The 25,333-nt window shown below is 59.9% G+C and carries 23 protein-coding genes; 16 read left to right on the top strand and 7 right to left on the bottom strand.

What is annotated here, in order from left to right:
- The first annotated feature begins 116 nt into the window (after window positions 1-116).
- A complete protein-coding gene (locus HT585_RS13190) occupies window positions 117-1,148 on the top strand; it encodes a LacI family DNA-binding transcriptional regulator (protein WP_176353377.1) in 1,032 nt (343 codons plus the stop codon).
- 27 nt (window positions 1,149-1,175) lie between these two features.
- Here HT585_RS13190 and HT585_RS13195 read toward each other — a convergent pair whose 3' ends face one another.
- Window positions 1,176-2,420, bottom strand: coding sequence for a capsular polysaccharide export protein, LipB/KpsS family (locus HT585_RS13195; protein WP_343213973.1), 1,245 nt, complete (start codon window positions 2,418-2,420; stop codon window positions 1,176-1,178).
- A 151-nt stretch (window positions 2,421-2,571) separates the two neighbouring features.
- Here HT585_RS13195 and HT585_RS13200 point away from each other — a divergent pair, with 151 nt between their 5' ends.
- The 4 genes from HT585_RS13200 (at window position 2,572) to HT585_RS13215 (ending at window position 7,320) form a co-directional block, all read left to right on the top strand.
- The gene (locus HT585_RS13200) at window positions 2,572-3,384 is read left to right on the top strand and encodes a TIM barrel protein (protein ID WP_176353378.1); all 813 of its coding nucleotides are present in this window, start codon (window positions 2,572-2,574) and stop codon (window positions 3,382-3,384) included.
- Between the two features lie 237 nt (window positions 3,385-3,621).
- Window positions 3,622-4,551, top strand: a complete 930-nt coding sequence (locus HT585_RS13205) for a sugar ABC transporter substrate-binding protein (RefSeq protein ID WP_176353379.1) — start codon at window positions 3,622-3,624, stop codon at window positions 4,549-4,551.
- A gap of 166 nt (window positions 4,552-4,717) precedes the next feature.
- Entirely contained in the window at window positions 4,718-6,259 is a 1,542-nt protein-coding gene (locus HT585_RS13210) for a sugar ABC transporter ATP-binding protein (protein WP_176353380.1), read from the top strand.
- Window positions 6,260-6,294: 35 nt separating this feature from the next.
- Window positions 6,295-7,320 (top strand): ABC transporter permease, encoded by a 1,026-nt coding sequence (locus tag HT585_RS13215; RefSeq protein WP_176353381.1) that lies wholly within the window; start codon window positions 6,295-6,297, stop codon window positions 7,318-7,320.
- A 663-nt stretch (window positions 7,321-7,983) separates the two neighbouring features.
- Here the strand turns inward: HT585_RS13215 and HT585_RS13220 are convergent.
- The 4 genes from HT585_RS13220 to HT585_RS13235 form a co-directional block, all read right to left on the bottom strand.
- A complete protein-coding gene (locus HT585_RS13220) occupies window positions 7,984-8,625 on the bottom strand; it encodes a phosphoribosyltransferase (RefSeq protein WP_176353382.1) in 642 nt (213 codons plus the stop codon).
- A 277-nt stretch (window positions 8,626-8,902) separates the two neighbouring features.
- Window positions 8,903-9,886: a zinc-dependent alcohol dehydrogenase family protein gene (locus tag HT585_RS13225; RefSeq protein ID WP_176353383.1), complete on the bottom strand. Its 984-nt coding sequence runs from the start codon at window positions 9,884-9,886 to the stop codon at window positions 8,903-8,905.
- Window positions 9,887-9,988: 102 nt separating this feature from the next.
- Window positions 9,989-10,330 carry a DUF5335 family protein gene (locus HT585_RS13230; RefSeq protein ID WP_176353384.1) on the bottom strand — a complete coding sequence of 114 codons (342 nt, stop codon included), beginning with the start codon at window positions 10,328-10,330 and terminating at the stop codon, window positions 9,989-9,991.
- Between the two features lie 196 nt (window positions 10,331-10,526).
- Window positions 10,527-11,219, bottom strand: a complete 693-nt coding sequence (locus HT585_RS13235; RefSeq protein ID WP_176353385.1) for a CBS domain-containing protein — start codon at window positions 11,217-11,219, stop codon at window positions 10,527-10,529.
- A 248-nt stretch (window positions 11,220-11,467) separates the two neighbouring features.
- Here HT585_RS13235 and HT585_RS13240 point away from each other — a divergent pair, with 248 nt between their 5' ends.
- From HT585_RS13240 to HT585_RS32245, 4 genes are all read left to right on the top strand, one after another.
- Window positions 11,468-11,866, top strand: a complete 399-nt coding sequence (locus tag HT585_RS13240) for a hypothetical protein (protein WP_176353386.1) — start codon at window positions 11,468-11,470, stop codon at window positions 11,864-11,866.
- A 12-nt stretch (window positions 11,867-11,878) separates the two neighbouring features.
- Window positions 11,879-12,229 (top strand): c-type cytochrome, encoded by a 351-nt coding sequence (locus tag HT585_RS13245; RefSeq protein WP_343213974.1) that lies wholly within the window; start codon window positions 11,879-11,881, stop codon window positions 12,227-12,229.
- Window positions 12,230-12,491: 262 nt separating this feature from the next.
- Window positions 12,492-13,073 (top strand): universal stress protein, encoded by a 582-nt coding sequence (locus HT585_RS13250; RefSeq protein WP_246707674.1) that lies wholly within the window; start codon window positions 12,492-12,494, stop codon window positions 13,071-13,073.
- 194 nt (window positions 13,074-13,267) lie between these two features.
- Entirely contained in the window at window positions 13,268-13,429 is a 162-nt protein-coding gene (locus tag HT585_RS32245; protein WP_425513756.1) for a cryptochrome/photolyase family protein, read from the top strand.
- Between the two features lie 166 nt (window positions 13,430-13,595).
- Here the strand turns inward: HT585_RS32245 and HT585_RS13260 are convergent, their stop codons facing one another.
- Window positions 13,596-20,003 carry a putative Ig domain-containing protein gene (locus tag HT585_RS13260; RefSeq protein ID WP_176353387.1) on the bottom strand — a complete coding sequence of 2,136 codons (6,408 nt, stop codon included), beginning with the start codon at window positions 20,001-20,003 and terminating at the stop codon, window positions 13,596-13,598.
- Between the two features lie 298 nt (window positions 20,004-20,301).
- On the opposite strand from HT585_RS13260, the gene HT585_RS13265 reads away from it, so the two are divergent.
- From HT585_RS13265 to HT585_RS13280, 4 genes are all read left to right on the top strand, one after another.
- The gene (locus HT585_RS13265) at window positions 20,302-20,832 is read left to right on the top strand and encodes a phage tail protein (RefSeq protein WP_176353388.1); all 531 of its coding nucleotides are present in this window, start codon (window positions 20,302-20,304) and stop codon (window positions 20,830-20,832) included.
- 53 nt (window positions 20,833-20,885) lie between these two features.
- Window positions 20,886-21,386 carry a phage tail protein gene (locus HT585_RS13270; RefSeq protein ID WP_246707675.1) on the top strand — a complete coding sequence of 167 codons (501 nt, stop codon included), beginning with the start codon at window positions 20,886-20,888 and terminating at the stop codon, window positions 21,384-21,386.
- 32 nt (window positions 21,387-21,418) lie between these two features.
- Window positions 21,419-21,952, top strand: coding sequence for a phage tail protein (locus HT585_RS13275; RefSeq protein ID WP_176353390.1), 534 nt, complete (start codon window positions 21,419-21,421; stop codon window positions 21,950-21,952).
- Window positions 21,953-22,023: 71 nt separating this feature from the next.
- A complete protein-coding gene (locus tag HT585_RS13280) occupies window positions 22,024-22,515 on the top strand; it encodes a GNAT family N-acetyltransferase (RefSeq protein ID WP_281410685.1) in 492 nt (163 codons plus the stop codon).
- Between the two features lie 7 nt (window positions 22,516-22,522).
- On the opposite strand, the gene HT585_RS13285 is transcribed toward HT585_RS13280, so the two are convergent.
- The gene (locus HT585_RS13285) at window positions 22,523-22,816 is read right to left on the bottom strand and encodes a DUF6916 family protein (protein WP_176353392.1); all 294 of its coding nucleotides are present in this window, start codon (window positions 22,814-22,816) and stop codon (window positions 22,523-22,525) included.
- Between the two features lie 523 nt (window positions 22,817-23,339).
- Between HT585_RS13285 and HT585_RS13290 the strand changes: the two genes are divergently transcribed.
- From HT585_RS13290 to HT585_RS13300, 3 genes are all read left to right on the top strand, one after another.
- On the top strand, window positions 23,340-23,864 hold the full coding sequence (locus HT585_RS13290) for an Hsp20/alpha crystallin family protein (protein WP_176353393.1): 525 nt from the start codon (window positions 23,340-23,342) through the stop codon (window positions 23,862-23,864).
- A 69-nt stretch (window positions 23,865-23,933) separates the two neighbouring features.
- Window positions 23,934-24,764: a universal stress protein gene (locus HT585_RS13295; RefSeq protein ID WP_176353394.1), complete on the top strand. Its 831-nt coding sequence runs from the start codon at window positions 23,934-23,936 to the stop codon at window positions 24,762-24,764.
- A 236-nt stretch (window positions 24,765-25,000) separates the two neighbouring features.
- A complete protein-coding gene (locus tag HT585_RS13300) occupies window positions 25,001-25,213 on the top strand; it encodes a hypothetical protein (protein ID WP_176353395.1) in 213 nt (70 codons plus the stop codon).
- Window positions 25,214-25,333 lie beyond the last annotated feature (120 nt).

Raw genomic sequence — 25,333 nt, forward strand, 5'->3', positions numbered from 1 at the left:
CATGGAACTGACGATAGGTTGACTTTTGCAAGCCTTCAATGCAGTGATGATATATTCTCTCAAATACCATCAGATCTTGCATTTCATGAATGATGGAATCATTTCAGGGGTGTTCCATGAGCAACCGACCGACAATCGCCGATCTCGCCCGCGCCGCAGGCGTCAGCGTTGCCACCGTGGACCGCGTTCTCAACGGCCGACATCCGGTACGCGAGGAGACGGCCCGCCGGGTCTATGACGCCGCCAAGGGGATCGGCTATCACGCAGTCGGCCTGCTGCGTCAGCGCGTCTTTGAGGATCTGCCGCAATACCGCCTCGGCTTCCTGCTGCAAAAACCGCAGCAGGCTTTTTATCAGTTTGTCGCCAAGGAGATGGAGAACGCAGCCCTTGCGCTTTCAACCGTCCGTGCGGTGCCACAAGTGGAATTTGTCGCCAACTCGACACCGACAGGCATCACCGAGAAACTGCGAGCAATGGCCGCCCGCAATCAGGCTATTGCGCTTGTGGCGCCGGATTATCCTGCGGTGACAACTGTCGTCGAAGAATTGAAGGAGCGCGGGATTCCGATCTTCTCGCTACTTTCGGATTTTGCCGCCGGCGTGCGTGAAGGCTATGTCGGCTTGAACAATCACAAGGTCGGCAGGACTGCCGCCTGGATGATTGCCAAGGCAGCGAAGCGTCCCGGCAAGGTCGCAGCATTCGTCGGCAGCCATCGGTTTCTCGGCCACGAATTGCGCGAAATCGGCTTCCGCTCCTATTTCCGCGAGCACGCCCCCGACTTCGAAGTGCTCGACACGATGGTCAATCTCGATACGGCCGAAATCACCCACGAAGCGACACTCAATCTGTTGCAGCGTCACCCGGATCTGACCGGCTTCTACGTCTGCGGCGGCGGAATGGAAGGCGCGATCTCGGCGATCCGCGAGGAAAAGCTCGAAGGCAAGCTGATCGCCGTCGTCAACGAGTTGACCCCGGAATCGCGAGCCGCCCTCGCCGACGATGTCGTGACACTCGCGATCTCGACGCCGACCGCAGCCTTGGCCCGGGAGACGATCAATCTGATGATACAGGCGATCGACAAGGGGCCGACAGGTGCGCCCGGACAGACCTTCCTGCCGTTTGATCTTTTCACGCCGGAGAACATCTGACGGCGAATAGACAAACTGAAGAAAAAGTTAGCCTTTCGATTTATTTGCGGCGATTTCCTCGATCAAATAATCAATTGCCTGTAGCGGCTCCAGGACTTTCCACGACTTTGGATGGCGATAAACGGGGTAAAGACTGAAAGCTGCGAATGTTAGCTGATCGACTGTAGGGCGTGCGGTTGCCCGCCGCGCATGCGCCGCTTGCGCTCGATCCTCCACGCGGTCGTCTGTCAGCCCCCAACCTGCATAGAACGGCGTTGCATAACAACGGACGGGAAGGCCCCGCAAAAGCGCGTCGAAGCCCATTTGGCTGGAGACAGTCCAGACTTCATCCACGACGGCTAGGATTGCGGCCGCAGAGACCTTGTCGGCCATCAGGGTCACGCCTGGCAATTTCGATGCCCGCTCGGTCATGTAGCCCTTGCGGTGACCGGCGATAACGTCTGGATGCGTGCGAACGATGACTTGGCCACCACTTGCAATCGCGTCGTCCAACATTTTGTCAAAGGCCGAAGCCGAACCCAGCGCCTTCTCGACGGAAACATCGCCAAAAACCTGATCGACGAGCAGGAGCCTGCGCCGTGTCGACGGGTCGAGACGAGGCTCGCTGTGAGGGAGATTGTTGTATTTCGACAGCCTATGCTCGACCAGCGCCTCACGGATCGGTGCACCGATGTCATGCGCAAGGCCGCCCGCTGCATCGCGGATCAGCAATTCCAATCGTGAGGCGCGAGCAGCATCGACCGGCAGCGCCTTGTCATCGACGACAATCGAGATCGGAATACTTCCATCCTTACCGAGACCAACGGAGCGCAGGAAACCGTCCTCGAGATGCCAATGCGGTAGCTTGCGCAATCGCGCAATTCGCATTGCAGTCTTTGCCGGCAACCGGCCACCCCATGAGACGATACCGTCGAGCCCAGGCGCAAGCGTCGAACGAAGCCGCGCCTCGCCGAAATACCGGCCCAGCCAGGGAAAAGCCTTGTGCACGAAGTAAGTCGCTCCGAGCCTTGCTCCCCATTTCGGGTGCCAAGGGCGGGCTTGCATCACGGCAAGCGTTGAATTGTCGAGCACGTCCATTTTTTCACTCGGCCATCGCGGTGGATTGCGCCAAGAACCACCTTGCAAAGGCAAATGCAAACCGAACTTTCGACGTGATCGCCGTTTGACGGTAGCTTTGTTGCTCCCATGGCCGATGAGCGCAAGACCAAGCCTGATTGAGCGCGAACACGGCATGCCGGCGCAACTGCCATGAAGTTGATTGAATCCCATCATTGACGATCGACAATCTTGCAGCGATGCAAGTGCTTTGACGGCGCGTTTGCTCGCCACCTCCTAGCCATCGGCGTTTTGTAACGCTAGCAATAAATGGAATGAACGTTCCATTTATTGCTAGCAACAAACCGAACCTGGAGGAGACATTCCCGTGACCACCCTACCCTTCGCACTCAACCACATGACCACGCCCGCCCTGCCACTCGACGCATTCTTTGGCCTTGCGCGCTCGCTCGGCATGACGGCCGTCGAAATCCGCAACGATCTGACCGGTAACGCCATTCTCGACGGAACGCCCGCCGCGGACGTGGCAACACTTGCGCGACGTCACGGCGTGACAATCATCTCCATCAACGCCCTTCAGCGCTTCAATGAATGGAACGAAATCCGCGCGACCGAAGCCGCCCACCTTATCTCCTATGCCAAGGATTGCGGTGCAAAGGCGCTCGTTCTTGTGCCTGTCAATGACGGCAGCGGCCAGGCCGATGGCGAGCGCCAGGCAAATCTGAAGCAGGCTCTTGTCGCACTGAAGCCGATGCTTGATGCCGCCGGAATCATGGGTCTTGTCGAGCCTCTCGGCTTCGAAATCTGCTCGCTTCGCTCCAAAACCGAGGCTGTCGACGCTATAGTGGCGATTGGCGGCGAGAGCAGCTTCCGTATCGTGCACGACACCTTCCACCACCATCTCGCTGGCGAAACGGCAATCTACCCTGAGATAACCGGCCTTGTGCATATCTCCGGCGTGACTGACCGCAACGTGGCGATCGCAGATCTGCGCGACTCGCACCGCGTTCTGGTCGACCAGAATGACACCCTCGACAATGTCGGTCAGATCAGGCGCCTGCTGGCGGCGGGTTATGCCGGTCCGTTCTCGTTCGAACCTTTTGCCGATGAAGTCCACGGGCTTGTCGACCCCGTCAGCGCCCTCAAGGCCAGCATGGCTTACATCGAAGCCGGGCTCTGACCAGCGGCACCGATCGATCACTGGAAAACGAAGCGAGACGCCGAAAGACACTCTTGACGGCGTCCGCATAAAATGGAATACATATTCCGTAATTGCAAATCACTGGTTCTTTTATTCCGTTTTGATTGGGGCGTAGCGGGAGTGCCGCTTCCGATCAGGGACCGACGCAACCCGCTGTGGTCAGCGTTTCCGGCTGGAGAAGGTGTAGCCGGGCACCGAATGTGGAGGAGAAAGACAATGAAAAAGTTCCTGCTGGGTACAGCCATGGCCGTGATGATGTCGACGGCGGCGCATGCCGAAACCATCGGCGTCTCGATGGCGCAGTTCGACGACAACTTCCTGACGGTCCTGCGCAACGGCATGTCCGACTACGCAAAGACGCTCAATGGCGTCGACCTGCAGATCGAAGACGCACAGAACGACGTTTCGAAGCAGCAGAGCCAGATCCAGAACTTCATCGCCGCCGGCGTTACCGCCATCATCGTCAACCCTGTCGATACCGACGCAACGGCCGCCATGTCGAAGATCGCCGCCGACGCGGGTATTCCGCTCGTCTACGTCAACCGCGAACCTGTCAACGTCGACACGCTGCCGGAAAAGCAGGCTTTCGTCGCTTCGAACGAACAAGAATCCGGCACGCTGCAGACCCAGGAAATCTGCAAGATGCTGAACGGCAAGGGCAAGGCCGTCGTCATGATGGGCGAGCTCTCCAACCAGGCCGCCCGCATGCGCACCAAGGACATCCATGACGTCTTGGCGACGGAAGCCTGCAAGGGCATCGAGATCGTCGAAGAGCAGACCGCCAACTGGTCGCGTACCCAAGGCTCCGACCTTGTGACCAACTGGCTTTCTGCCGGCCTGGAATTTGACGCCGTTATCTCCAACAACGACGAAATGGCGATCGGCGCGATCCAGGCGCTCAAAGCCGCTGGCCGTTCGATGGACAGCGTCGTCATCGGCGGTATCGATGCCACCCAGGACGCCCTTGCTGCGATGGCCGCCGGCGACCTCGACGTGACGGTGTTCCAGAACGCGGCCGGCCAGGGCAAGGGCTCGGTCGACGCAGCGCTCAAGCTCGCCAAGGGCGAAGCGATCGAGAAGAAGGTCTACATCCCCTTCGAACTCGTCACCAAGGAAAACATGGCCAGCTATCAGGCGAAGAACTGATCGTTTGCGTCGAGAGCGCGGGATACCCCGCGCTCTCATTCAAAAACAGTCCCGCGGCAGATGCGCTGATCCTGTAGACTGGCGCCTGCGGAGGAAAATGGCTGGTTGACCCACCAGCTGCGAGGACTTTTCCGCGAAAGCCGGAATTGACGGGGAGGCAATGACCATGACGCTCAGTCCGACAACGATGGCCGCCGTGCGCGCCAGCGGCGCCGTACCCAATGCCGAATACCTTCTCAACGTCGAAGGCATTCGCAAGGAATTTCCCGGTGTCGTCGCGCTCGACGACGTGTCGTTCCGGCTTAAGCGCGGCACGGTCCATGCGCTGATGGGCGAGAACGGCGCCGGCAAATCGACACTGATGAAGATCCTTGCCGGCATCTACACGCCCGACAAGGGCGAGGTCCGGCTGAAGGGTGTCGACATCAGGCTGAAATCGCCGCTCGACGCACTCGAAAACGGCATTGCCATGATCCATCAGGAACTGAACCTGATGCCGTTCATGACGGTCGCCGAGAACATCTGGATCCGGCGCGAGCCGAAAAACCGTTTCGGGTTCGTCGATCATGGCGAAATGCGGCGCATCACCGCCCGGCTGTTCGACCGCCTGAACATCAAGCTCGATCCCGAAATAGAAGTCCGCCACCTCTCGGTTGCCAACAGACAGATGGTCGAGATCGCCAAGGCAGTCTCCTACGAATCCGACGTCTTGATCATGGACGAACCGACCTCGGCCCTGACGGAGCGCGAAGTTGCCCACCTGTTCGAGATTATCCGTGATCTCCGCTCACAGGGCATCGGCATCGTCTACATCACCCACAAGATGAATGAGCTGTTCGAGATCGCCGACGAGTTCTCGGTGTTCCGCGACGGCAAATACATCGGCACACATGCCTCGAGCGACGTCACCCGCGACGACATCATCCGCATGATGGTCGGCCGCGAAATCACTCAGATGTTCCCGAAAGAGGACGTACCGATCGGCGACGTCGTGCTTTCGGTCAAGAACCTGACGCTCGACGGCGTGTTCCGCGACGTTTCCTTCGACGTGCGCGCCGGTGAGATCCTCGGGATCGCCGGGCTTGTCGGCTCCGGCCGCTCGAATGTCGCCGAGACGCTGTTTGGCGTGACGCCTGCAAGCTCGGGCACGATCGCCATCGAAGGCAAGACAGTTTCGATCGACAGCCCCAACACAGCCATCCGCAACCGCATGGCGTTCCTGACGGAAGACCGCAAGGACACCGGCTGCCTGCTGATCCTTGATGTACTCGAAAACATGCAGATCGCAGTGCTGCAGGACCGCTTCGTCAAGGGCGGCTTCGTGGCGGAGAAGGACATCACCGCGGCTTGCGAAGAGATGAGCCGCAAGCTTCGGGTCAAGACGCCCAATCTGCAGGAGCGGATCGAGAACCTCTCGGGCGGCAACCAGCAGAAGGTGCTGATCGGTCGCTGGCTGCTGACCAACCCACGCATCCTGATCCTCGACGAGCCGACGCGAGGGATCGATGTCGGCGCCAAGGCGGAAATCCACCGCCTCGTCACCGAACTCGCCCGCAACGGTGTCGCCGTCATCATGATTTCTTCAGAAATGCCGGAGGTGCTGGGCATGAGCGATCGCATCATGGTCATGCATGAAGGGCGCGTTACCGGCATCCTCGACCGTGCCGAGGCAACCCAGATCAAGGTCATGGAACTCGCCGCCAGCTAAGCGCGAACCGAACGGACCACAGGGAGGAACAAACAATGGAAACCAATGTCGCCGCACAAGGCACCGGCTCGGCCCTTCCGGCTGCCAAGCGCCGGATGCCGCCCGAATTCAGCATCTTCCTGGTGCTGATCGGCATCGCGCTCGTCTACGAAATCCTCGGCTGGATTTTCGTCGGGCAGAGCTTCCTCCTAAACCCGCAGCGCCTGACGATCATGATCCTGCAGGTTGCCGTGATCGGCATCATCGCCGTCGGTGTGACCCAAGTGATCATCACAGGCGGCATCGACCTTTCCTCCGGTTCCGTCGTCGGCATGACCGCGATGTTCTCGGCAAGTGTGGCGCAGGCCTCCACCTGGCCGCGGGCGCTCTATCCGTCGCTCACCGACCTTCCCGCCATCGTGCCGATCGGTCTTGGCATCGGTGTTGGTCTCATTGCCGGCCTCATCAACGGCCAGTTGATCGCCCGAACCAAGATCCCGCCCTTCATCGCCACGCTCGGCATGATGGTTTCGGCGCGGGGCATTTCCAAGTGGTACACCAAAGGTCAGCCGGTCTCGGGCTTAACCGAGCAGTTCAATTTCATCGGCACCGGCATCTGGCCCGTTGTCGTGTTCCTGGTCGTCGCCATCATCTTCCATATTGCGCTGCGCTACACCCGCTACGGCAAGTTCACCTATGCGATCGGCGCAAACGTTCAGGCTGCGCGCGTCTCGGGCATCAATGTTGAGGCGCATCTGATCAAGGTCTACGCCATTGCCGGCATGCTCGCGGGCCTTGCAGGCGTCGTCACCGCCGCCCGCGCTCAGACGGCGCAGGCCGGCATGGGCGTGATGTATGAACTCGACGCGATCGCGGCGACCGTCATCGGCGGCACATCGCTGACCGGCGGCGTCGGCCGCATCACCGGCACCGTCATCGGTACGATCATCCTCGGGGTCATGACCTCAGGCTTCACCTTCCTTCGGGTCGACGCCTACTACCAGGAAATCGTCAAGGGTCTGATCATCGTCGCTGCCGTCGTCATCGACGTCTACAGACAGAAGAACCGCAAGAAAGCCTGATCCTCCAAAGAAGCCCCCCTCCTCCCAGTGAGCCACCTGGCCGGGATGATGAAAATCATCCCGGCTTTTTTACCGGCGATGGCGCTCTGGCTGGCAGCCAGCCAACAGCAAACCGAGCTATTGGAGCCTGATAGGAACTGGACGCTGATTCCGATTGCTATACACTCGCATCGTCATAAACCGCGCGTGTTGACCGCAGTAGCGCTCTCGGTCCCGTTTGAGGCGGGCTCACGGCGCCGCGAGATCGTGGCCAGCCGAGTGGTGTTGTTCGGCGCTGGCACAGCCGCCCGCGGGCGCGCGCCAATCGCGCTTTAGCGAGTGAGGGACTGTGCGGGCGGCCATAGATGTTTTCGACCAGCAACGGTTCGTGCAGGAAACAACCTTCCCGACACCCCTGATTTCCCGGCTCTCAATGAGGTTGGCATTCTCTACGCCTTATTCCAGCAAGTCACTGAGACTGACGCAACCGATGAAACGTCTGTCCAGCACCAGGCCGCTGCGACACGTACGGATACTCTGCAACTCAATCAATCGACCGATCTTTGGTGAAGACGCGAACCTGAACGGCATGCTGCTCCACGTCGACGACGTCCACAATCAACTTCTCGGGAACAACACCAATCGATCGGTCGCCGAAGAGGCGAAAGGGAGCGCCAGCGATTTTCACTTCTGGAACGCGCCGAGCAAACGAACAACGTCGTTGTCGCTCACTTGAGCAAACTCGTCGTAGTAGTAGCCGACCGCGCCCATTGCCGGCGGCATATAGAGGCAAACAACCTCGTCAACCTCGGCTTGCAGGTTCGAAATCGCCTGTGGTGAAGCGACCGGCACAGCAACGACGATCTTCAATGGCTGACGTTGTCTGATGCCGTGCACAGCCGCCCGCATGCTGGAACCGGTTGCAATCCCATCATCGACGACGATAACGATACGTCCTGCAATCGAGAGGGGAACGCACCCGAAGAAATAGCGCCGACGGCGACGATCGATCTCGACGAGCTCCCGCTGGCAAAGCGTTTCGAATGCAGCCTCGGAAATGCCAGCCAGTCCGGCGACTGCCTCGTCCCGCACGACAATCGGCCTGGCCCCGTCGACGACGGCGCCCATTGCCACTTCCGGCTGCCAGGGGACGCCGATCTTGCGCACCAAAAGCACCTCAAGCGGCGCATCGAGAGCGTTTGCGACTTCCGCACCGACAGGAACACCGCCACGTGCAAGAGCGAGCACGACCACGTTCAGTTCGCGGTAGTGTTCAAGCGCTATCGCCAGCTGTCTGCCTGCCTCCGACCGGTTGGAGAATCGCATTATAGGTCCCATCCTATTGTTCTGCGCGGCGCCTAGTACACACCGGAAGCCCGTCAAACCGTTATCGCGCATCCAGGTCGACGCATTTGCCGAAATGCCAGCCGCTTTATGCTCTATTCGGGTCCGTCATTTCGGCCGCGGCAGATCCCACGCGCCTCCGGCCCAAAGCCTGTCGCGCAAGAGTGTTGAGTGTGCAGCGAAATTGCATTGACAGTATGTGCAAAAACAAAATGTTAAAGCGCTCATAGCGGCCCCCTGGAGATCGCGGCGCGACACTTTACGGGACAAGAACGGCTGCACCGTTCAACCGGCCGCAGCGCAGATCGTCCAGCGCCTGGTTCGCCTCTTTTAGGGGGTAGATCACTGTATGCGTCTCGACGCCGGCCTCCCTTGCGAGCGGGAAGAACTCCCACGCATCCGCGCGCGTCAGGTTTGCAACGGATACGATCTCGCGCTCCTGCCACAGCATCGAGTAGGGCATCGAAGGAATGTCGCTCATGTGGATGCCGCCACACACCACGCGCCCGCCCTTTCGCACCGCCTGCAATGCTGTCGGAACCAGTTCGCCCACCGGTGCGAAGATTATGGCTGCGTCCAGCAAGTCGGCTGGCGCCTGGTTCGACCCTCCTGCCCATGCCGCACCGAGACTGATTGAAAAGCGCTGAGCTCGAAGGTCATCCGGCCGAGTGAATGCGTAAACCTCACGCCCCTGCCAGACACAGATCTGTGCGATGATGTGGGCGGCTGCGCCGAAGCCATAGAGGCCGATACGTTTTCCGGTTCCGGCCTTTTTCAAGGCCCGCCACCCAATAAGGCCGGCACAAAGCAACGGCGCCATCGCCACGGGATCGGCTGCCTGATCGAGGTCGAAGGCAAAACGTTCGTCGGCGATAACATGAGTGGCAAACCCACCATCGCGCGTGAAACCCGTAAAAAGCGGTGCATCGCAGAGGTTTTCAGAGCCTGAACGACAATAGCAGCAACTGCCGCAGGTGTAGCCGAGCCAAGGAACCCCGACACGGCACCCAAGCCGAGACGGTGCCACACCAGGACCAACCGCCTCAACGATCCCCACAATCTCGTGGCCGGGCACCAGCGGAAGTTTGGGACGATCCAGTTCGCCGTCAATCACGTGCAAGTCGGTGCGGCATACCGCACAGGCCTCGACGCGCAAGCGGATCTCGCACGGGCCAGGTTGTGGATCGGCAAGTTCCTTCAAGACCAATGGCGTTCCGGGTCTTTCAAGCACCATCGCCTTCATCGAATACCTCAACGGGCACAACAAACACTTATGGAAGACCAACGCCACGCACACGGGGACTGCGACTGTGGCTGGCGTGTGAACCGCTGTTCTTCTAACCAATTATTCTCCTGGCGGCGGCAGACGGACCGGGCTCACCAATGTGACGATCTGTCGGTTCTGATCGGCATCCACAATCTCCAAAGCGCTGAGCCCGTCGGCACTCTCGAGAACAGCAATGCTTGTCGGCTTGTGAATGAGATGATCAAGACCTTCCATGGCGATCTCAAGCAGATCATCCTTGTGGTCAAAGGTTATGCCAAGCAGCGGGACTGATTTTGCCTGGATCTGGTCACCGAGGTGAATCCCCGTCACTTCGACGTCGGCGCGCTTGCCTTGGAGGGCTTTCGCCATCCGTTCGAAGAAGGAATGCCATTCCGACCTGGCCAATACACGACTAGTCATGGTTCATGCTCCTCTTGCTGATCTGTTTGATGACGGTCCCCATTTCGACGGACCGCCCATTTCTTGCCGAACTTCGCGTATCGACGTTTCACCGCCGCCCAGTCGCTCCGGCACCTCGCTTCTTCGTGGCGCCGATCGAAACGGAGAAGCAAAAGCGCGACTGAAACTCTCTCGGTATCGCAAGCACCCGCATCGCTCACGGCTTCGGCTTGGGCGACGCACGCTCTGTTTCATGGGCAATCCGAAGCTCATTTCTAACGCATCCGACGCCATCGACGGCTTCAGCTGCCACGCGTGCAGCCAAGCGCTTCACCCCACTTTCGATCGTGCCGCACAAACTAACGACACCGCGATCGACCCTCACCTCGATGAGGTTTCGATCGAGTCCCAGATCAGATGCAAGACGCGCCTGCACAGCGCACTTGATCGCCTCGTCACCGCTGGCGGATCTTTCGGGTTCAGCTGCAGTTATCAGTTCGAGAATGTCACGACGGCTGACGATACCGACGATCCGGCCATCAGCAACGACGGGAACGCGCTTTATGGCTCTCTTTGCCATCAGCTCAGCGATCTGGCCTACTGGCGTATCGGTCCCAACAGTCAGGGAACCTTGTGTCATCACGTCGCCTACGCGCCAGCCATAACCTTTGATGTATGCCTCGGCGACTTGCGTTGACAAACTTGTTTCCTTTTTTCCAAGTGCTGCCGATCCCAACTCGGCGCGTCTCAGCAAGTCCCCCTCCGACAGCATACCCACCAGCACCCCTTCATCGTCACATACCGGCAACCCACTGATATGGTTGTCGAGCATCAGTCGTGCGGCATGTCTTACACTGTGGTCGGGGCTGATCGTTATGACCGTTCTGGTCATGATGTCCGCGGCGCGCATCTGGGCCTCCTCGGCTTTGAATGACGAGTACTATATCCCAGGAGCGGTACTTCAGATTGATGCCCGTCAAATATTGGACACGTGGATTCTTAATCGCGCTCCGAGTGATGACGCATTGATCGGCATCAAAGATGCGGACGCCGGACCTCTATAGGATGGTTGCAGTCTGCCGGTATCGCTCAAGCGGCACCGATGCAGCAAAGGCGTGCACGTCAACTCGATCAACTTCGGCAAGAAGGAGCTAGAACATGCAAGCAGCAGCCATTCCCCAAACGAGGCCGTCCTTCTGGCCGGACGCGTCGTCCGAATTTCCTTTGAACGACATTGCAAGTGCGCAATTGCCAGTCGCACGCGCTCAAATAGCGGCGATCGAGGCGACCCTGCGTTATCAGATTGAGGGGTTGAAGTTTCTTGGGAAACGCCTCGATAGCCATTTGCGCCTCCTCGAAAACAGCCAACAGCCCGATCACATCAACGACCTGTTCGATGTTTGGTGCAGCTTTTGCCAAAACGCCTTTATTGATTATGCCCAAGAGGGTGCCCGGATGGCCGAAATTGGCGCGTCACTCGCTAAGAAAACCGCAAATCGTCTTCAGCAAGACGAGAAGAACTTGGTCGAAAATTTGGCCGTACAGTCAGTAATATAGCGAGGCAAGACCGTGCCATTCATCAGGGCGGAAAGTCTCAAGAACGCGGTCGTCATTGCCATCTTCCTGCTGTCCTTCAAGGAGGGTGCGGCGGCCGACCTCACCCGCGGCCACAGCATTGCCGTTCGATGGTGCAGCGAATGCCATATGGTTGCACCCGGGCAAGGCCACGGCTCCGATGCCGTTCCAACATTCGCGGAGATCAAGGCTTCAGATCGCCTTGACGAAGCCCAGTTGACGGCCTTCTTGTCGGCCCCCGAGCATTCGCGCATGCCCAATCTCTCGCTGACGCGCGCCGAAATTGCCGACCTCGTCGCCTATATCAAGGCGCAGCGTAAGGTTGGTCGGAACTCAGGCGACTAGAGGCATCAAAGGCAAAGCGACGGGTCTATCGGCATTCAGCGCCGAACCGGCGCGTCACTTTCGGCCGTTATAGACAGGTAACAGATCGACGATAACTTCGAAAAAGAGCCCAAGCGCGGATCAGCCGATAGTTGATATCGTCACGGCCATTGCCGTGCACCCATTTGAGCCCGCGCTACGCCAGTCACGTCTGACGGGCCGCCGCCTTGACGTCACCCAACTGGTCACCCGGTCTTTCGCCTGGAAAATGGAGGTCGTTGTTTTGACCACGGTCAATGCCATCCCGCTGGACACGGGCAGACTTGGAAATGGGAGCATGGCTATGATCAGGCACATACTTGTCGCAACCGACGGCTCAGACAAGGCGCAAGAAGCTGTAGCCCTTGCCGCAAACTTCGCCAGGGCAATCGGGGCGAGTGTTACGATCCTCCACGTCATCCTGCACGGAGTGAGGGCAGACGAGATGAACCGGCTGGCTCGATCCGAGCATTTGGTACGAAGCGTGTCGGGCGTTGTATTGCCTGGCCAGGAGCAACGCTTCATCTCGATGCATGATTTGTTTCAAAGTGCGCAGGTCGACATCGGCGAGACGGTAGCGGTGCTTGGAGAACGCATCGCAGAAGATGCAGCGGAAGAAGTCCGGGCTATCGGCGTCAAGGACGTGAGCCCGAGGGTCGAACCGGGCGACTATGCCGAGACCGTTCTGGCGGTGGGCCAGGAGATTGGTGCAGACTTAATCTTTGTTGGCAGTCGTGGCCTCGGACGATTGTCGGGTATGGTGCTCGGCAGTGTTTCGCAAAAGATCGTCCAGCGGGCCCTTTGCTCCGTCATGGTGGTGCGATGACTCAGACAGCGTGGAATCCGCAGAACACTAGTGACCCGTCTGAGCGCCTCGCTCGTACAATTGCTGTGCTTTAAGTCGGATCATGTTCATATGGCCTGCTGTTGGAACCTCATCTTCACTCCCGCCCAACGTTCGCCCGCAATGTGAAGCTTAAATGGCGCCGATCCGCCGCGGGTGGTGATCCAATATGCGAAGTGGCGCATGTGACGACCTATGTACGCCATCACCTTGAGAGAGTTGCGCTGGTTCTCTCCGCCAAGCGCCATTTTGCAGATGAACGGCGCACGGGTCTCACGTCCGCTATGCACGGCCAGGGTGAGGTGAACAAGCCGGGCTCATGTCGCGCAGGTCAATAAAACAGCACCCACCTCGGGCAAGACATTGGCGGTCACAGCAACTCACCGGGTTGAAGCTTTTACCTACTGGTGCAGGGCCATAGCCGCTGCCGGTGGGCGTAGCGACTTTCGGACAGGCCGGTTGTCAATACGATTTTCACCGAACACAGGTGGTAAACTGCTTTGGTCAAAAGTTCACGCGAGCGCCAATTCTCGCGCCGCCCGATCGTGAGCCATCGCCCTCGACGTTAAACAGCAGTGAAAAGTCGATATTCCAGTTGTCGTTGTTGGAGAGAGCGAGCCCGGCCGAGACCCTCCCGAACAGGCCTTCGCCATCAAGCGAGGCAAAGCCGACATCCGCGCCGATCGAAGGTGATAGCGTTAGTCCGCTTTCCAGCTCCAGCGTTCTCTCGACATCGAACCCGATGCTGAAGCGGGCCTGTTCCTCTATGAAGCCCTTGAGATCGATTGTTTCGCCGAGGGAATTGGAGACCGAATAGTCCTCAGTCTCCTCGGTGAAATAGACCGCGCGGAGCTTCGGCGTGAGCACGGTCATTTCGTCCAGTTGCCATTCGCCAGTGAGCTTCACATCCGCCATCCAGCGGCTAGTGTCGAAGCTGCCGTGGAAGATACCCGTGTCGATGTCGTTCGACGAGCCGCCAAAGAGCAAGTTGGCATCGAGGAAGAGGCCCTTACCGATTTCGAACGAGGCATAGGGGCCGGCAAGCCAACCATTGCCCTTCAGTTCGGCGTCCTCGTCGGTTGGGTCCGTCATGTAGTCGTAGTGGAACGACAGGCCGACGAGCATGCGGTCATTGACGAGATAGTCGGCGCCGACGGAAAGCAGCCCGAAGTTACCCCATTTGTCGCTTTTGTCGTCTTCGTCTTTATGGAACAGGAAGCTGCCGTTCATCCAGATGTCGAAGGGGCGATTGGTCATCACGAAGGTTTCGCCGGCCGCGGCCGCATCGGCGGCATCGCGTGCCGCCTGGATCTGGGCGAGGCTGGAGGAGAAGCCAAGACGTGCGCCTCTTTCGGATGGCGTGACGGCCGTCGTTACCGGATCGGTGCTCCCTGCAGCCTTGCGCCGATCCAGGAGGCCTGGGACCCTGACTGTCGATGACAACAGGTTCTGCCTCGTGCGGACGAAATCGCGAACAAGACTGTCGATTTCCTCTCCCGCAGCCACTCGGTCCAGGGCAATCCTGTAGGTAACGCGTCCGACATTCGAAGTCCCGAGCGCGCTCTGCAACGTGTAACCGATGACGGCAGAGCCAGAATAGGACGGATTGGGCGTAAACCTGAGGTAATAGCCGACCGGTGTAAAGCTGCCGGCAGCCGCGAGTTCACCTTCGATAATCTCCGCCTTGCCAGCGTTGGGCGGTGTAACGGAAGCAATCGCGGCGCTGACGAATGGACCACCAGTTGCACCACTGTTGAGGTAGACGTTCTTCGGCGTCGACCCGGCGGGAACATCGACGACGACGTCGGGTACGGTCACCGCTCGCCCCTTCAGTCTCAGCGTATAGGCCGCCGATCCACTTACGCCGCGGCTGTCGACGACGGCAATCGTAAAGCGGTAATCATCGGGCGTCGCATCGCCGGCGATTGGCCCTGTCAGCTCTCCGGTGGATATGTTTAGGACCATGCCCTTCGGCAAGTCGCCGCTCTTAATGCTGTAAATGAGCCCGCCGACGCCTCCGGTTACCGAAATGCGCGCGGAATAGGCTTCGCCGACCATGGCGTCTGGCAGCGCACCGGCAGGTGGGCTGAAGACGAAACTGGTGGAAAGGACGGAGAGCGTATAGTTCGCCTGCCCTGTGGCACCGCTCGCATCCGTTGCTGTTACGGTGAAGGGGAAGTCGCCGTCAGCAGTCGGCGTTCCGGAGATGCGGGCGCTGGCCCCATCCAGCATAAGACCTCCTGGCAAGGCGCCTGATGTCACGGCGTAAGTAAAACCACCACCAACACCGCCGCTTGCTGAAATCGAGGTGTCCGAGTAGGCGACGCCAAGTGTGCCGGATGGAAGCGCCGCGCCTGTGGCCGGCGTCAGCACGACCGGTAGAGCGGCGACCGTGATCGAATAGTTCGCAGTGGCGGAGCCACTGGTCGCAGCAGTCGCCGTCACCGTGAAGTTGGCAGTGCCGAGCGCTCCAACTGTCGGCGTGCCTGATATCGCGGCGTTCGACGCATTCAGGCTGAGGCCCGCTGGAAGCGAACCGCCCGTTACCGCATAACTGATCGTACCAACACCGCCGCTCGCTGAGATCGAAGTGTCCGAATAGGACGAGCCAACCGTGCCGCCGGAAAGTGCTGTGCCGGTGGCCGGAGAGAGCACAAGGGTCGGCGCCCCGATCGTGATGGAGTAGGCTGCAGAGGCAGAGCCGCTGATTGCGGCAGTTGCTGTCACGGTGAAGGTCGCCGTTCCGAGCGCGCCGTCCGTCGGCGTGCCCGATATCGCGCCGTTCGAGGCATTCAGGCTCAGGCCCGCCGGCAGTGATCCGGCCGTTACCGCATAGCTGATCGTACCAACACCGCCGACCGTTGTGATTGACGCATCCGAATAGGACGAGCCGACGGTGCCGGCCGTAAGCGCCGTGCCGGTGGCCGGCGTCAGCACCAGAGCCGGCGCTCCAATGGCGATCGAATAGGTGGCCGAGGCCGTACCGCTAGTCGCTGCCGTTACCGTAACAGTGAAACTTGCCGCTCCGAAGCCAGCCGGCGTCGGCGTGCCTGATATCACGCCGGTCGCCGCATCAAGTGCCAGACCCGCCGGCAGCACGCCGGATGTCACCGCATAGCTGTACGTACCGACACCGCCACTCGCGGAGATTGATGTGTCCGAATAGGTGGATCCCACCGTCCCGCTGGAAAGCGCTGTGCCTGTTGCCGGCGTGAGGACGACGGGCGGAGCACCCACCGTGATCGTGTAGCTGGCCGATGCGGAGCCAGCGGTTGCAGCCGTCGCCGTGACCGTGAGGTTTGTCGTACCGAACCCGGCCGCTGTCGGCGTGCCGGTGATGGCACCGGTTGTCGCATCGATGCTCAGACCCGCCGGCAATGCACCGGACGTGATGGCATAGCTGATCGTACCCACGCCGCCGCTCGCCGAGATCGAGGTATCCGAATAGGACGCGCCGACGACGCCAGTCGCCAGTGCGCCGCCCGGCGGCGTCAGCACCACCGGCGGGGCCGCGATGGTGATCGAGTAGTTGGCCGCAGCCGAGCCGCTGGTCGCCGCGGTTGCCGTCACCGAGAAGTTCGCCGTTCCAAGCGCTGCAACCGTCGGCGTGCCGGTAATTGCCCCGGTGGATACATCGAGGCTCAGGCCAGTCGGCAGAGCGCCTGATGTCACCGCGTAACTGAACGTTCCGACACCGCCACTGGCAGAAATCGTGGCGCCAGAATAGGCGGCACCCACCGTCCCGCCCGAAAGCGCCGTACCGGTTGCAGGTGTCATCACGACGGCCGGCGCGCCCACGACAATCGTATAGCTTGCAGAACTGCTCCCGCTGGTCGTCGCTGTCGCTGTCAGGGTGAAATTCGCCGAGCCGAGCGCGGCATCAGTGGGCGTGCCGGTGATCGCGCCGGTCGATCCGTTGAGCGTGAGGCCGGTAGGCAGGGATCCGGCGGTCACCGCAAAGCTGATCGCCCCTGCGCCGCCGCTCGCCGAGACGGAAGTGTCGGAGTAGGACGAACCGACCGTGCCTGCCGAAAGCGCCGTGCCGCTTGCCGGCGTCATTACGACCGGCAGTGCCCCGACTACGATAGTGTAGTTGGCCGAAGCAGAACCTGCCGTGGCCGCCGTGGCCGTCACGCCAAAGTTCGCCGTGCCAAAGCCGGCGGCCGTCGGCGTTCCTGATATCTCGCCGGTTGCCGGATCAATGGCAAGGCCCGCCGGGAGAGCGCCCGAAGTCACGGCATAGCTGATCGCACCCACACCGCCGCTCGCCGAGATCGACGTCTCCGAATAGGACGATCCGACCATGCCGCCCGCAAGGGTCGTACCGCCTGCTGGCGTCAGCACAACCGGTGGCGCCACCACCGTGATCGTATAGCTTGCTGATGCGGTGCCGCTTGTCGCCGCGATAGCCGTCACGGTGAAAGTCGTCGTGCCGAGTGCGGCTGCAGTCGGCGTACCCGTTATCGCACCGCTTGCCGGGTCAATCGTAAGGCCGTCAGGAAGCGCACCGGATGTCACCGAAAAGCTGAGGCTCCCCAGGCCGCCGGTTGCGGAGATCGACGCACCCGGATAGGACGCACCAACGGTACCGGCCGAAAGCGCCGCACCGCTGGCCGGTGTCATGACCAAGGGCGGAGCTCCGACCTCAATCGAGTAGGTCGCCGAAGCCGAACCAGAGGTGGCCGCTGTGGCTGTCACCGTGAAGTTCGCCGTGCCGAATGCACCCGCCGTCGGCGTGCCGCTGATCGTGCCGGTCGTCGCATTCAGAGAGAGGCCATCGGGTACCGCTCCGCTGCTAACCACATACGTGAACGCACCCACACCGCCGCTCGCCGAAATCGTCTGTGAGTAGGCAGAACCGACCGTCCCGGCCGTCAGAGCCGTACCTGTGGCCGGTGTCAACACCACTGGTTGTGCTCCGACTATGATCGTATAGTTGGCGGTAGCCGAGCCGCTGGTCGCGGCCGTGGCCGTCACCTCGAAATTGGCCGTACCGAACCCGCCCGCCGTCGGCGTGCCGCTGATTGCACCGGTCGATGCATTCAGGGTGAGGCCCGCAGGCAAAGCGCCAGCGGTCACCGAATAGGAGATTGGGCCCGCGCCTCCGGTCGCCGAAATAGATGCGTCTGAATAGGCAACCCCAACCGTTCCTGCCGTAAGCGTTGTTCCGTCTGCCGGAATCAGCACCACCGGCGTCGCGACCACCGTGATGGAATAGCTGGCCGAAGCTGAGCCCGCAGTTGCGCCTGTTGCCGTCACCGTGAAATTGGACGTGCCGAACCCGCCGGCCGTCGGCGTACCACTGATCGAACCGGTTGACGGGTTCAGGGCGAGGCCTGCAGGAAGAGCACCCGATGTGACCGCGTAGCTGATCGTTCCGAGTCCACCGCTCGCCGAGATTGACGCACCAGGATAGATCGCGCCAACCGTGCCGCCCACCAAGGCGCCGCTCGCCGGCGTCAGCACCACCGGTGGTGCTGCGATCGCGAGCGAGTAGCTCGCCGAAGCCGAGCCCGTTGTCGCGGCCGTCGCCATCACCGTGAAGTTCGCCGTGCCGAACCCACCCACCGCCGGCGTCCCGCTGATCGCACCGGTCGATGTATTCATGGAAAGACCCGCCGGCAGCGAGCCGGACGTTATCGCATAAGTGATCGTCCCGACACCGCCGCTCGCCGAGATCGAGGTGTTGGAGTAGGCCACCCCCACGGTACCGCCGGTCAAAGCGCCGCTCGCCGGCGACAGCACCACCGGTGGAGCTGACACCGTTATCGAGTAGCTGGCCGAAGCCGAACCGGAAGTCGCAGCCGTCGCCGTCACAGTGAAATTCGCGGTTCCAATCGCGCCCACTGTGGGCGTGCCAGTAATCGCGCCAGTCGATCCATTGATGCTGAGGCCTGCCGGCAGTGCGCCGGCGGTGACCGCGTAGGTGATTGTACCAGACCCCCCGCTCGCCGAGATCGATGCGTTGGAATAGGAGGTTCCCACCACGCCGGCCGAAAGCGCCGTGCCGCTTGCCGGCGTCAGCGACACCGGCGGGAAGGCATTGACGGTGACGGTAACGTTCTGCGTGATGAAGTGCACCCCGCCGGTCGAGATGGTGGTGCTGTCCTGGACCTTCAGGTTGAAGGTCGAACTGCCAACCGCCGAAGGCGTGCCGGACAGGAGCCCGCTGGCCGAGAGCGTAAGCCCGGGGGGCAGGCTGCCGCTGTCGCGGGTATAGGTATAGCCTGGAGTACCACCGCTTGCGGAGAACTGGACGCTATAGGCCGCACCCACGCCGCCGTCCGGCGGAGTGTCCGGTGTCACGTCGATGACAGGCGCGGCGATGAGAACGCTGTAGGCCTTATCGAGCGTATTGGCCGTCGGCGTCGTCGAATCGACTACACGGACGGTAAAATTGTAGGGACCCGAGCCGGTCGGCGTACCGGAGATGACGCCGGAGGATGAAAGGGAGAGGCCGGGCGGCAGATTGCTGCCTGCGACGAGCGAATAGGTATAGGGGCCGGTTCCGCCGCTCGTGCTGAGCGCCTGATTATAGGACGTGCCGATGACGGGTGTGGCAAGACCCGAGGGCGTGACCGTCAGCGGGGAGGTCGACGGATTGATCGTGATGTTGAATGTAATCGGCGTTGCGAAATCATCCTTGACGATGAACGTGTCGGATGTCGCACCGTCGCCGTTGTTAGTGTAGATGAGCGCCGAAACGTTTGACGGTATTCCGAAGGTCAGGCTGCCGTGAGACGGGGATACGTTGGCCGGCGAAATAAAGCCGAAATCCGCGCAGGTAAAGGTTGCCGTACCGCCCGAGCTTATAGTTGCAGTCTGCGGTGAACTACAGGCAGCCCGAGCCGCCGATATCGGCCACAGAGCCGTCAGGCAAGCGAACATCACCAAAGCAAGGAGATAAGCCACGTTCGTGCGATATCCGCACACCAGGTTTGCCCAACCAACTGATTTCTGCGCCATTATCCCGCCCTTGTGCGCACGGCACGTCAAATGGACGGAAGTCCATCGCCACGATTAATCCGTTCACCGCCTCACCCACTGATTGACATGTATTTTTGAGTCACACAACCCAGCATCGTGCGACTTTTGCGAGAAACTCGTTCAAAAAGTTTGTAAGGCCACCCCTTCCCAACGTGCTCGTTATGAGAGAGAGTGCGCCGCAGAATAAATCCAGAGTCGTCAAGTTTTATCGGGATGGGGGAACATGAGCGAACCTTTTGTGGGGCAGATCATGATGAGTGGATTCGGGTTTGCGCCACGCGGTTTTGCGCTGTGCAACGGCCAGATTTTGGGGATCAATCAGAACCAGGCCCTGTTCTCATTGTTGGGGACGTACTACGGCGGCAACGGCTCGACCACCTTTGCACTGCCTAATCTGCAGGGGCGAACGCCTGCAGCGGCCGGTCCATCCGTCGACCCCAGCTGGAACCCGACACCCTATGAAATTGGAGAGGTCGGTGGCATTGAAGTTGTGACGCTCACGCAGCAGCAGATTCCTGCCCACCAACATCAGGGCAACGGGACGACTGCGCAGGCCAATCAGCGCAACCCGACGAACACACTTTACGGCACCACCTCCTTGCCGATCTATGCGCCAGCAGGCGAAGCGCAGGTTGTGCTGGCGCCCCAGAGCGTCGCGGCGGCGGGCGGCGGACAGCCGCACTCAAACATGCAGCCATTCAACGTCATCAATTTCTGCATTGCGCTACAGGGCATCTACCCGTCCCGCAATTGAACCCAGCCGCCGGAGGATAACTAATGGGCACTCCCTATATCGGGGAAATTCGGATGTTTGGCTTTTCCCGCGTGCCAACCGGCTGGCAGGCCTGCGATGGATCGCTGCTGTCTATCGCGGATTATGACACGCTGTACACGCTGCTTGGCACCACCTATGGCGGCGATGGCCAGAACACGTTCGGCGTGCCCGACCTTCGCGGTCGCGTGCCCCTGCATCAGGGCACCGGGCAAGGCCTAAGCACGCGCCTACCCGGCCAACTTGGCGGCTCCGAAACCGTGACGCTTCTCGGGACCCAGCTGCCGCCGCACAACCATCCGATGTTTGCAACGACGACGGCAGCCACCGCGACCGCTATCGGAACGAACGCCGAACTCGGTGCACTCTCGGGCAACACGATGTATGCCACTGATGTCACTGGCCTCAATGGGTTCAATACGTCCCCGAATTCGACCGGCCCTGCCGGCCAGACCCAGCCCCACGACAACATGATGCCCACGTTGACGGTGCAATTCTGCATCTCGCTTTACGGCGTCTTTCCGTCGCAAAGCTGATACAGCCCCCATTGCACGATAAGGGAGAAGAAATGTCAGAGCCTTTCATTGGTGAAATCCAGCTATTCGGCTTCAATTTCGCGCCCCGCAATTGGGCGCTTTGTAATGGTGCGACGCTTGCAATTCAGCAGAACACGGCTTTGTTCTCATTACTGGGCGTATCTTACGGCGGCAATGGCAGTACCACTTTCCAGTTGCCAAACTTCACCGGTCGCGCCGGCTTCAGTCAGGGCATGGCACCGGGACTTTCGCAACGCACGATCGGCGAGGTTGTGGGCGAAAACAGTGTGACGCTGAGCAATCCTGAGATGCCGGCGCATTCGCACGGGTTCACGATCTACAACCAGACCGATACGGCAAAACGGGCAAGCGTACCTTCTGCCGGCAACGCGTTGACACTTCCCATCGAGACCTCGGTCACCGCAAAGGACGCTCAACCAAACGCGCAATTCGCGTCAAACATGATCGGCTTGGCGGGCAACAACCTGCCGCATGAAAACAGACAACCTTATCTTGCCGTGAACTTCTGCATCGCCCTCTACGGCAACTACCCGTCGTTCGGGTGATGTCGCCACTCGACATAGCCGCGACAGGATTTCCGACACGCCGCAATCCACCCCGGTTGACGGTGGCAGATATGGGCTTACGCCATGCCACGTCTGATGACATGCCGTTTCTCCAGCGGCTTTACCGATCTTTTCGGATGGACGAGCTTGCGGGCGTACGATGGCCGATGGAGCAGAAGCACGCCTTTCTGGAGCAGCAGTTTATTTTTCAACACCGCCACTATATGGCGGCTTTCCCTGACGCCGAATTCCTCATTATCGAACTCAAGGGAATGCCGATCGGTCGCCTCTACCTGAATTTTAGCCGAGAACAGTGGCTTATCGTCGATATCGGCCTGGCGCCGGAGTGGCGCAGCCAGGGCAGAGGAAGCTCTCTCCTGTCTGCCATTCAGCGTGAGATGACCAGATCAGGCGTCCAGTCACTGATGCTGCATGTCGAGCACCACAATATAGCAGCACAGGCGCTTTATCGCCGACTTGGCTTTCGTGATGTGGAGGGTGGTAGCTCGCATATCCGGATGGAATGGCCTTGCAGTATTGTCTCCAACGCGACGCCGCGCTGACCCGCAATCAGTTGAAGACAGCTTGGTAGACGATACCCTGCTTATCGCGGGCAACCGGCACGAGGAAAATTTCCAACGCGCCGAGTGACGCATTCTTCATGCGATAGATTTGCTGAGGCAGGACTATTGCCGATTGACTGCGGAACAACAGGGAAAACGGAGCTCGCCTCATGCCGGGCATGATCTGCGGTCCTCCGGGAGTAGCTTCCGCCAAGGTCAGTGGCACGGTACTCTCGCCAAGCGAAAGATCGAAGGCTTGGCCGACGCAACTTGCAAAGTTTTGAAGCGTCAGAAATTCCATTCGTTGTGCTCCCCAATGATTCCCGCCTAGGTCGATGACGGTACTCTTACAGCATTGTGATTGAGCACAAAAGATGTGACGCACCACGCGCTCGTTCGCGTTTATGCCAGACACCCACATGCCTTCAATTGGGTTAGGTCGCGCCGCTCATCCTGCCTATATTTGAGAAGAGTGGTCTTGATCATTAGGCGCTGAAGAGCGCAGCGCTTATCAGCAGGACCCTGTTTAACACGGCCATCTGTACCATGTGCAATATCCGACGCCCGGACATCTTTGCTTCACAGAGTGCGCTCGCGTTACCAATAGCGACATGTCCACCGGCGCTCTGCATTGCTCCCTGTCAAAGCTCCGGCAACATCACTTTTTGATCGCCGTCAATGCGCGCCCCGCCCGGAAGCGCTCTAATCGCGATGTCTGGTGGCCAGCGGGCCGAACACCAGAGGAACGGCGACCAAACCGAACCTCCCTCCCCTCACGTGCGTCACTGGCCGAGATCCATTTCCATCTGAAGGAGAAAGCAATCATGGCCGAGACTTCAACCAAACTCCCGATCAAGCAAGAAAAGGAAACCCCGGCTCGCACGGAATCGTGGATGCCCTTTGACAGCCTTCGGGCCGAAATCGACCGCCTGTTCGATGACTTTACCCCGAGCTTCTGGCGCCGTTCGTTTGAGCCTACCCCTGCTCGTCGGGCACCTCTTTTGCCGAGTTGGGCGATCGCACCGGCTGTTGACCTGGTGGAGAAGGAGGCAAGCTACGAGATCACCGCCGAGCTGCCAGGTATCGAAGAGAAGGATATCGAGGTGAAGGTTTCAAACGGCAACCTGTCGATCCGAGGAGAAAAGCAGGAGGACCGCGAACAAAAGGACAAGGAATACGTGTTGTCGGAACGGCGCTACGGTTCGTTCCAACGAACCTTCAAACTACCCGAGGGCATCAAAGCTGACGACATTGCAGCGACCTTCTCCAAGGGGGTGCTGACGGTCTCGCTGCCGAAGAGCCAGGAGGCTCTCCAGAACGATCGCAAGATTCAGATAAAAGCCGCTTGAGGATCTGGCGTCCGGCTCCACAAAGGACACGCTCCCTCTGTGGAGCTGCGCGCAGAAAAGGAGGAAGATATGCCCTTCAAGACAATTCTGACTGTGCTCGGCGAGCACGGTGCAGGCGAGGATCTTCAGATCGCGATGAAACTCGCAGGCGAGGTAAGTGCGCATCTAACCGCGCTTCTGGTCGTGATGGCGCCTGTGCCGAGCGGGCGCTATCAGACGCTATCGCCGAGCTGGCTGGAAGTGCGCGAACGCAACCTGCAGAAGCTTGCCGAAAGCCTCACGACTATCCGAGAGCGGATCGCACCGAGCGGATTGTCGTTTGACGTCGACAGTGTTTACGCGGAAGTCACCGGACCAGCCTATGACATCGGTGAGAGGGCGCTTTACGCCGACCTTCTTTTGGCCGGGCCCGCCGCCTTTATGAGCGAGGACCTAAAGCCACAGATCATCAGCGGCGGGCTCTTTCAAGCGGGACGCCCCGTCCTGTTCGTTCCACCAGATGTGAAGGTGACGCTGAAGCCAAAGACAATCCTGCTCGCGTGGGATTCGCGCCCGAGTGCGGCACATGCCGCAAGGGATTCGCTCGAAATGATGAAGATGGCCCAGTCCGTACACATCACCATGGTCGACCCGGTTGCCGCCTCGAGAGTGAGTGGTGACGAACCTGGTGCAGACATCGCGACCTATCTTGCGCGTCACGGGATCAACGTCTCGGTCGATACTCTGCCGAGCTCGGGCCGGTTTGTGGTGGAAACCCTGCACAGACACGCAATTGACATCAACGCCGACATGATTGTTATGGGGGCCTATGGACATTCCAAACTGCTGCAGCTGATCCTCGGCGGTGTCACGAAATCGATGTTTAGTGAGGCCAAATTTCCCATTTTAATGGCGCATTGAAGGCCAGATGGGAGGCGCCTGACACCGATCGAACCGCTGCGGCGAGCGCGGTCGCATCCTGCATCTACCGTAGATTGACGTCGATATGGGACCGCGCGTCGACTGTAGGGATGTCGCGCCGCATGACACCTCGCACTGACGCGTTCGTTGCTCTTTTCACTCATCGCCTGAACGATGCCCTCGCGCGTCATTAGCCCCTCGAACCGCCCGGCCTTGTCAACAACAGGAAACTCAATTTGGCTGGTCGCGAGCAAAAGCTCTACTGCCCCGGCATGAGCCTGCGGGCCGAGCGTTGCGAAACTGGTATTGATCACCTCAGCAAACGCACGTGCCGTCGGAGATCGCCCGACGCTTTTTGCTTTGCTTTGCGTTTCCGCGGGGAAATATGGGAAGATGGAAATCAGGATCAGCAGCGGATTGAAGAAGACGCCAAAGACACCCGTTTCTAAGGTGATCGCTTGCGCGATTAGAGCCGCAAGTTTGCGGAATTATGTAGCAAATGCCACCAGCCGGTGATCGTGCGGTGGCCGTTTTGCGCGCCAACAGGAGACATTCCTGTGCTTAGAGCG

The organism is Ensifer oleiphilus, assembly GCF_013371465.1.
Lineage (GTDB): Bacteria > Pseudomonadota > Alphaproteobacteria > Rhizobiales > Rhizobiaceae > Ensifer > Ensifer oleiphilus.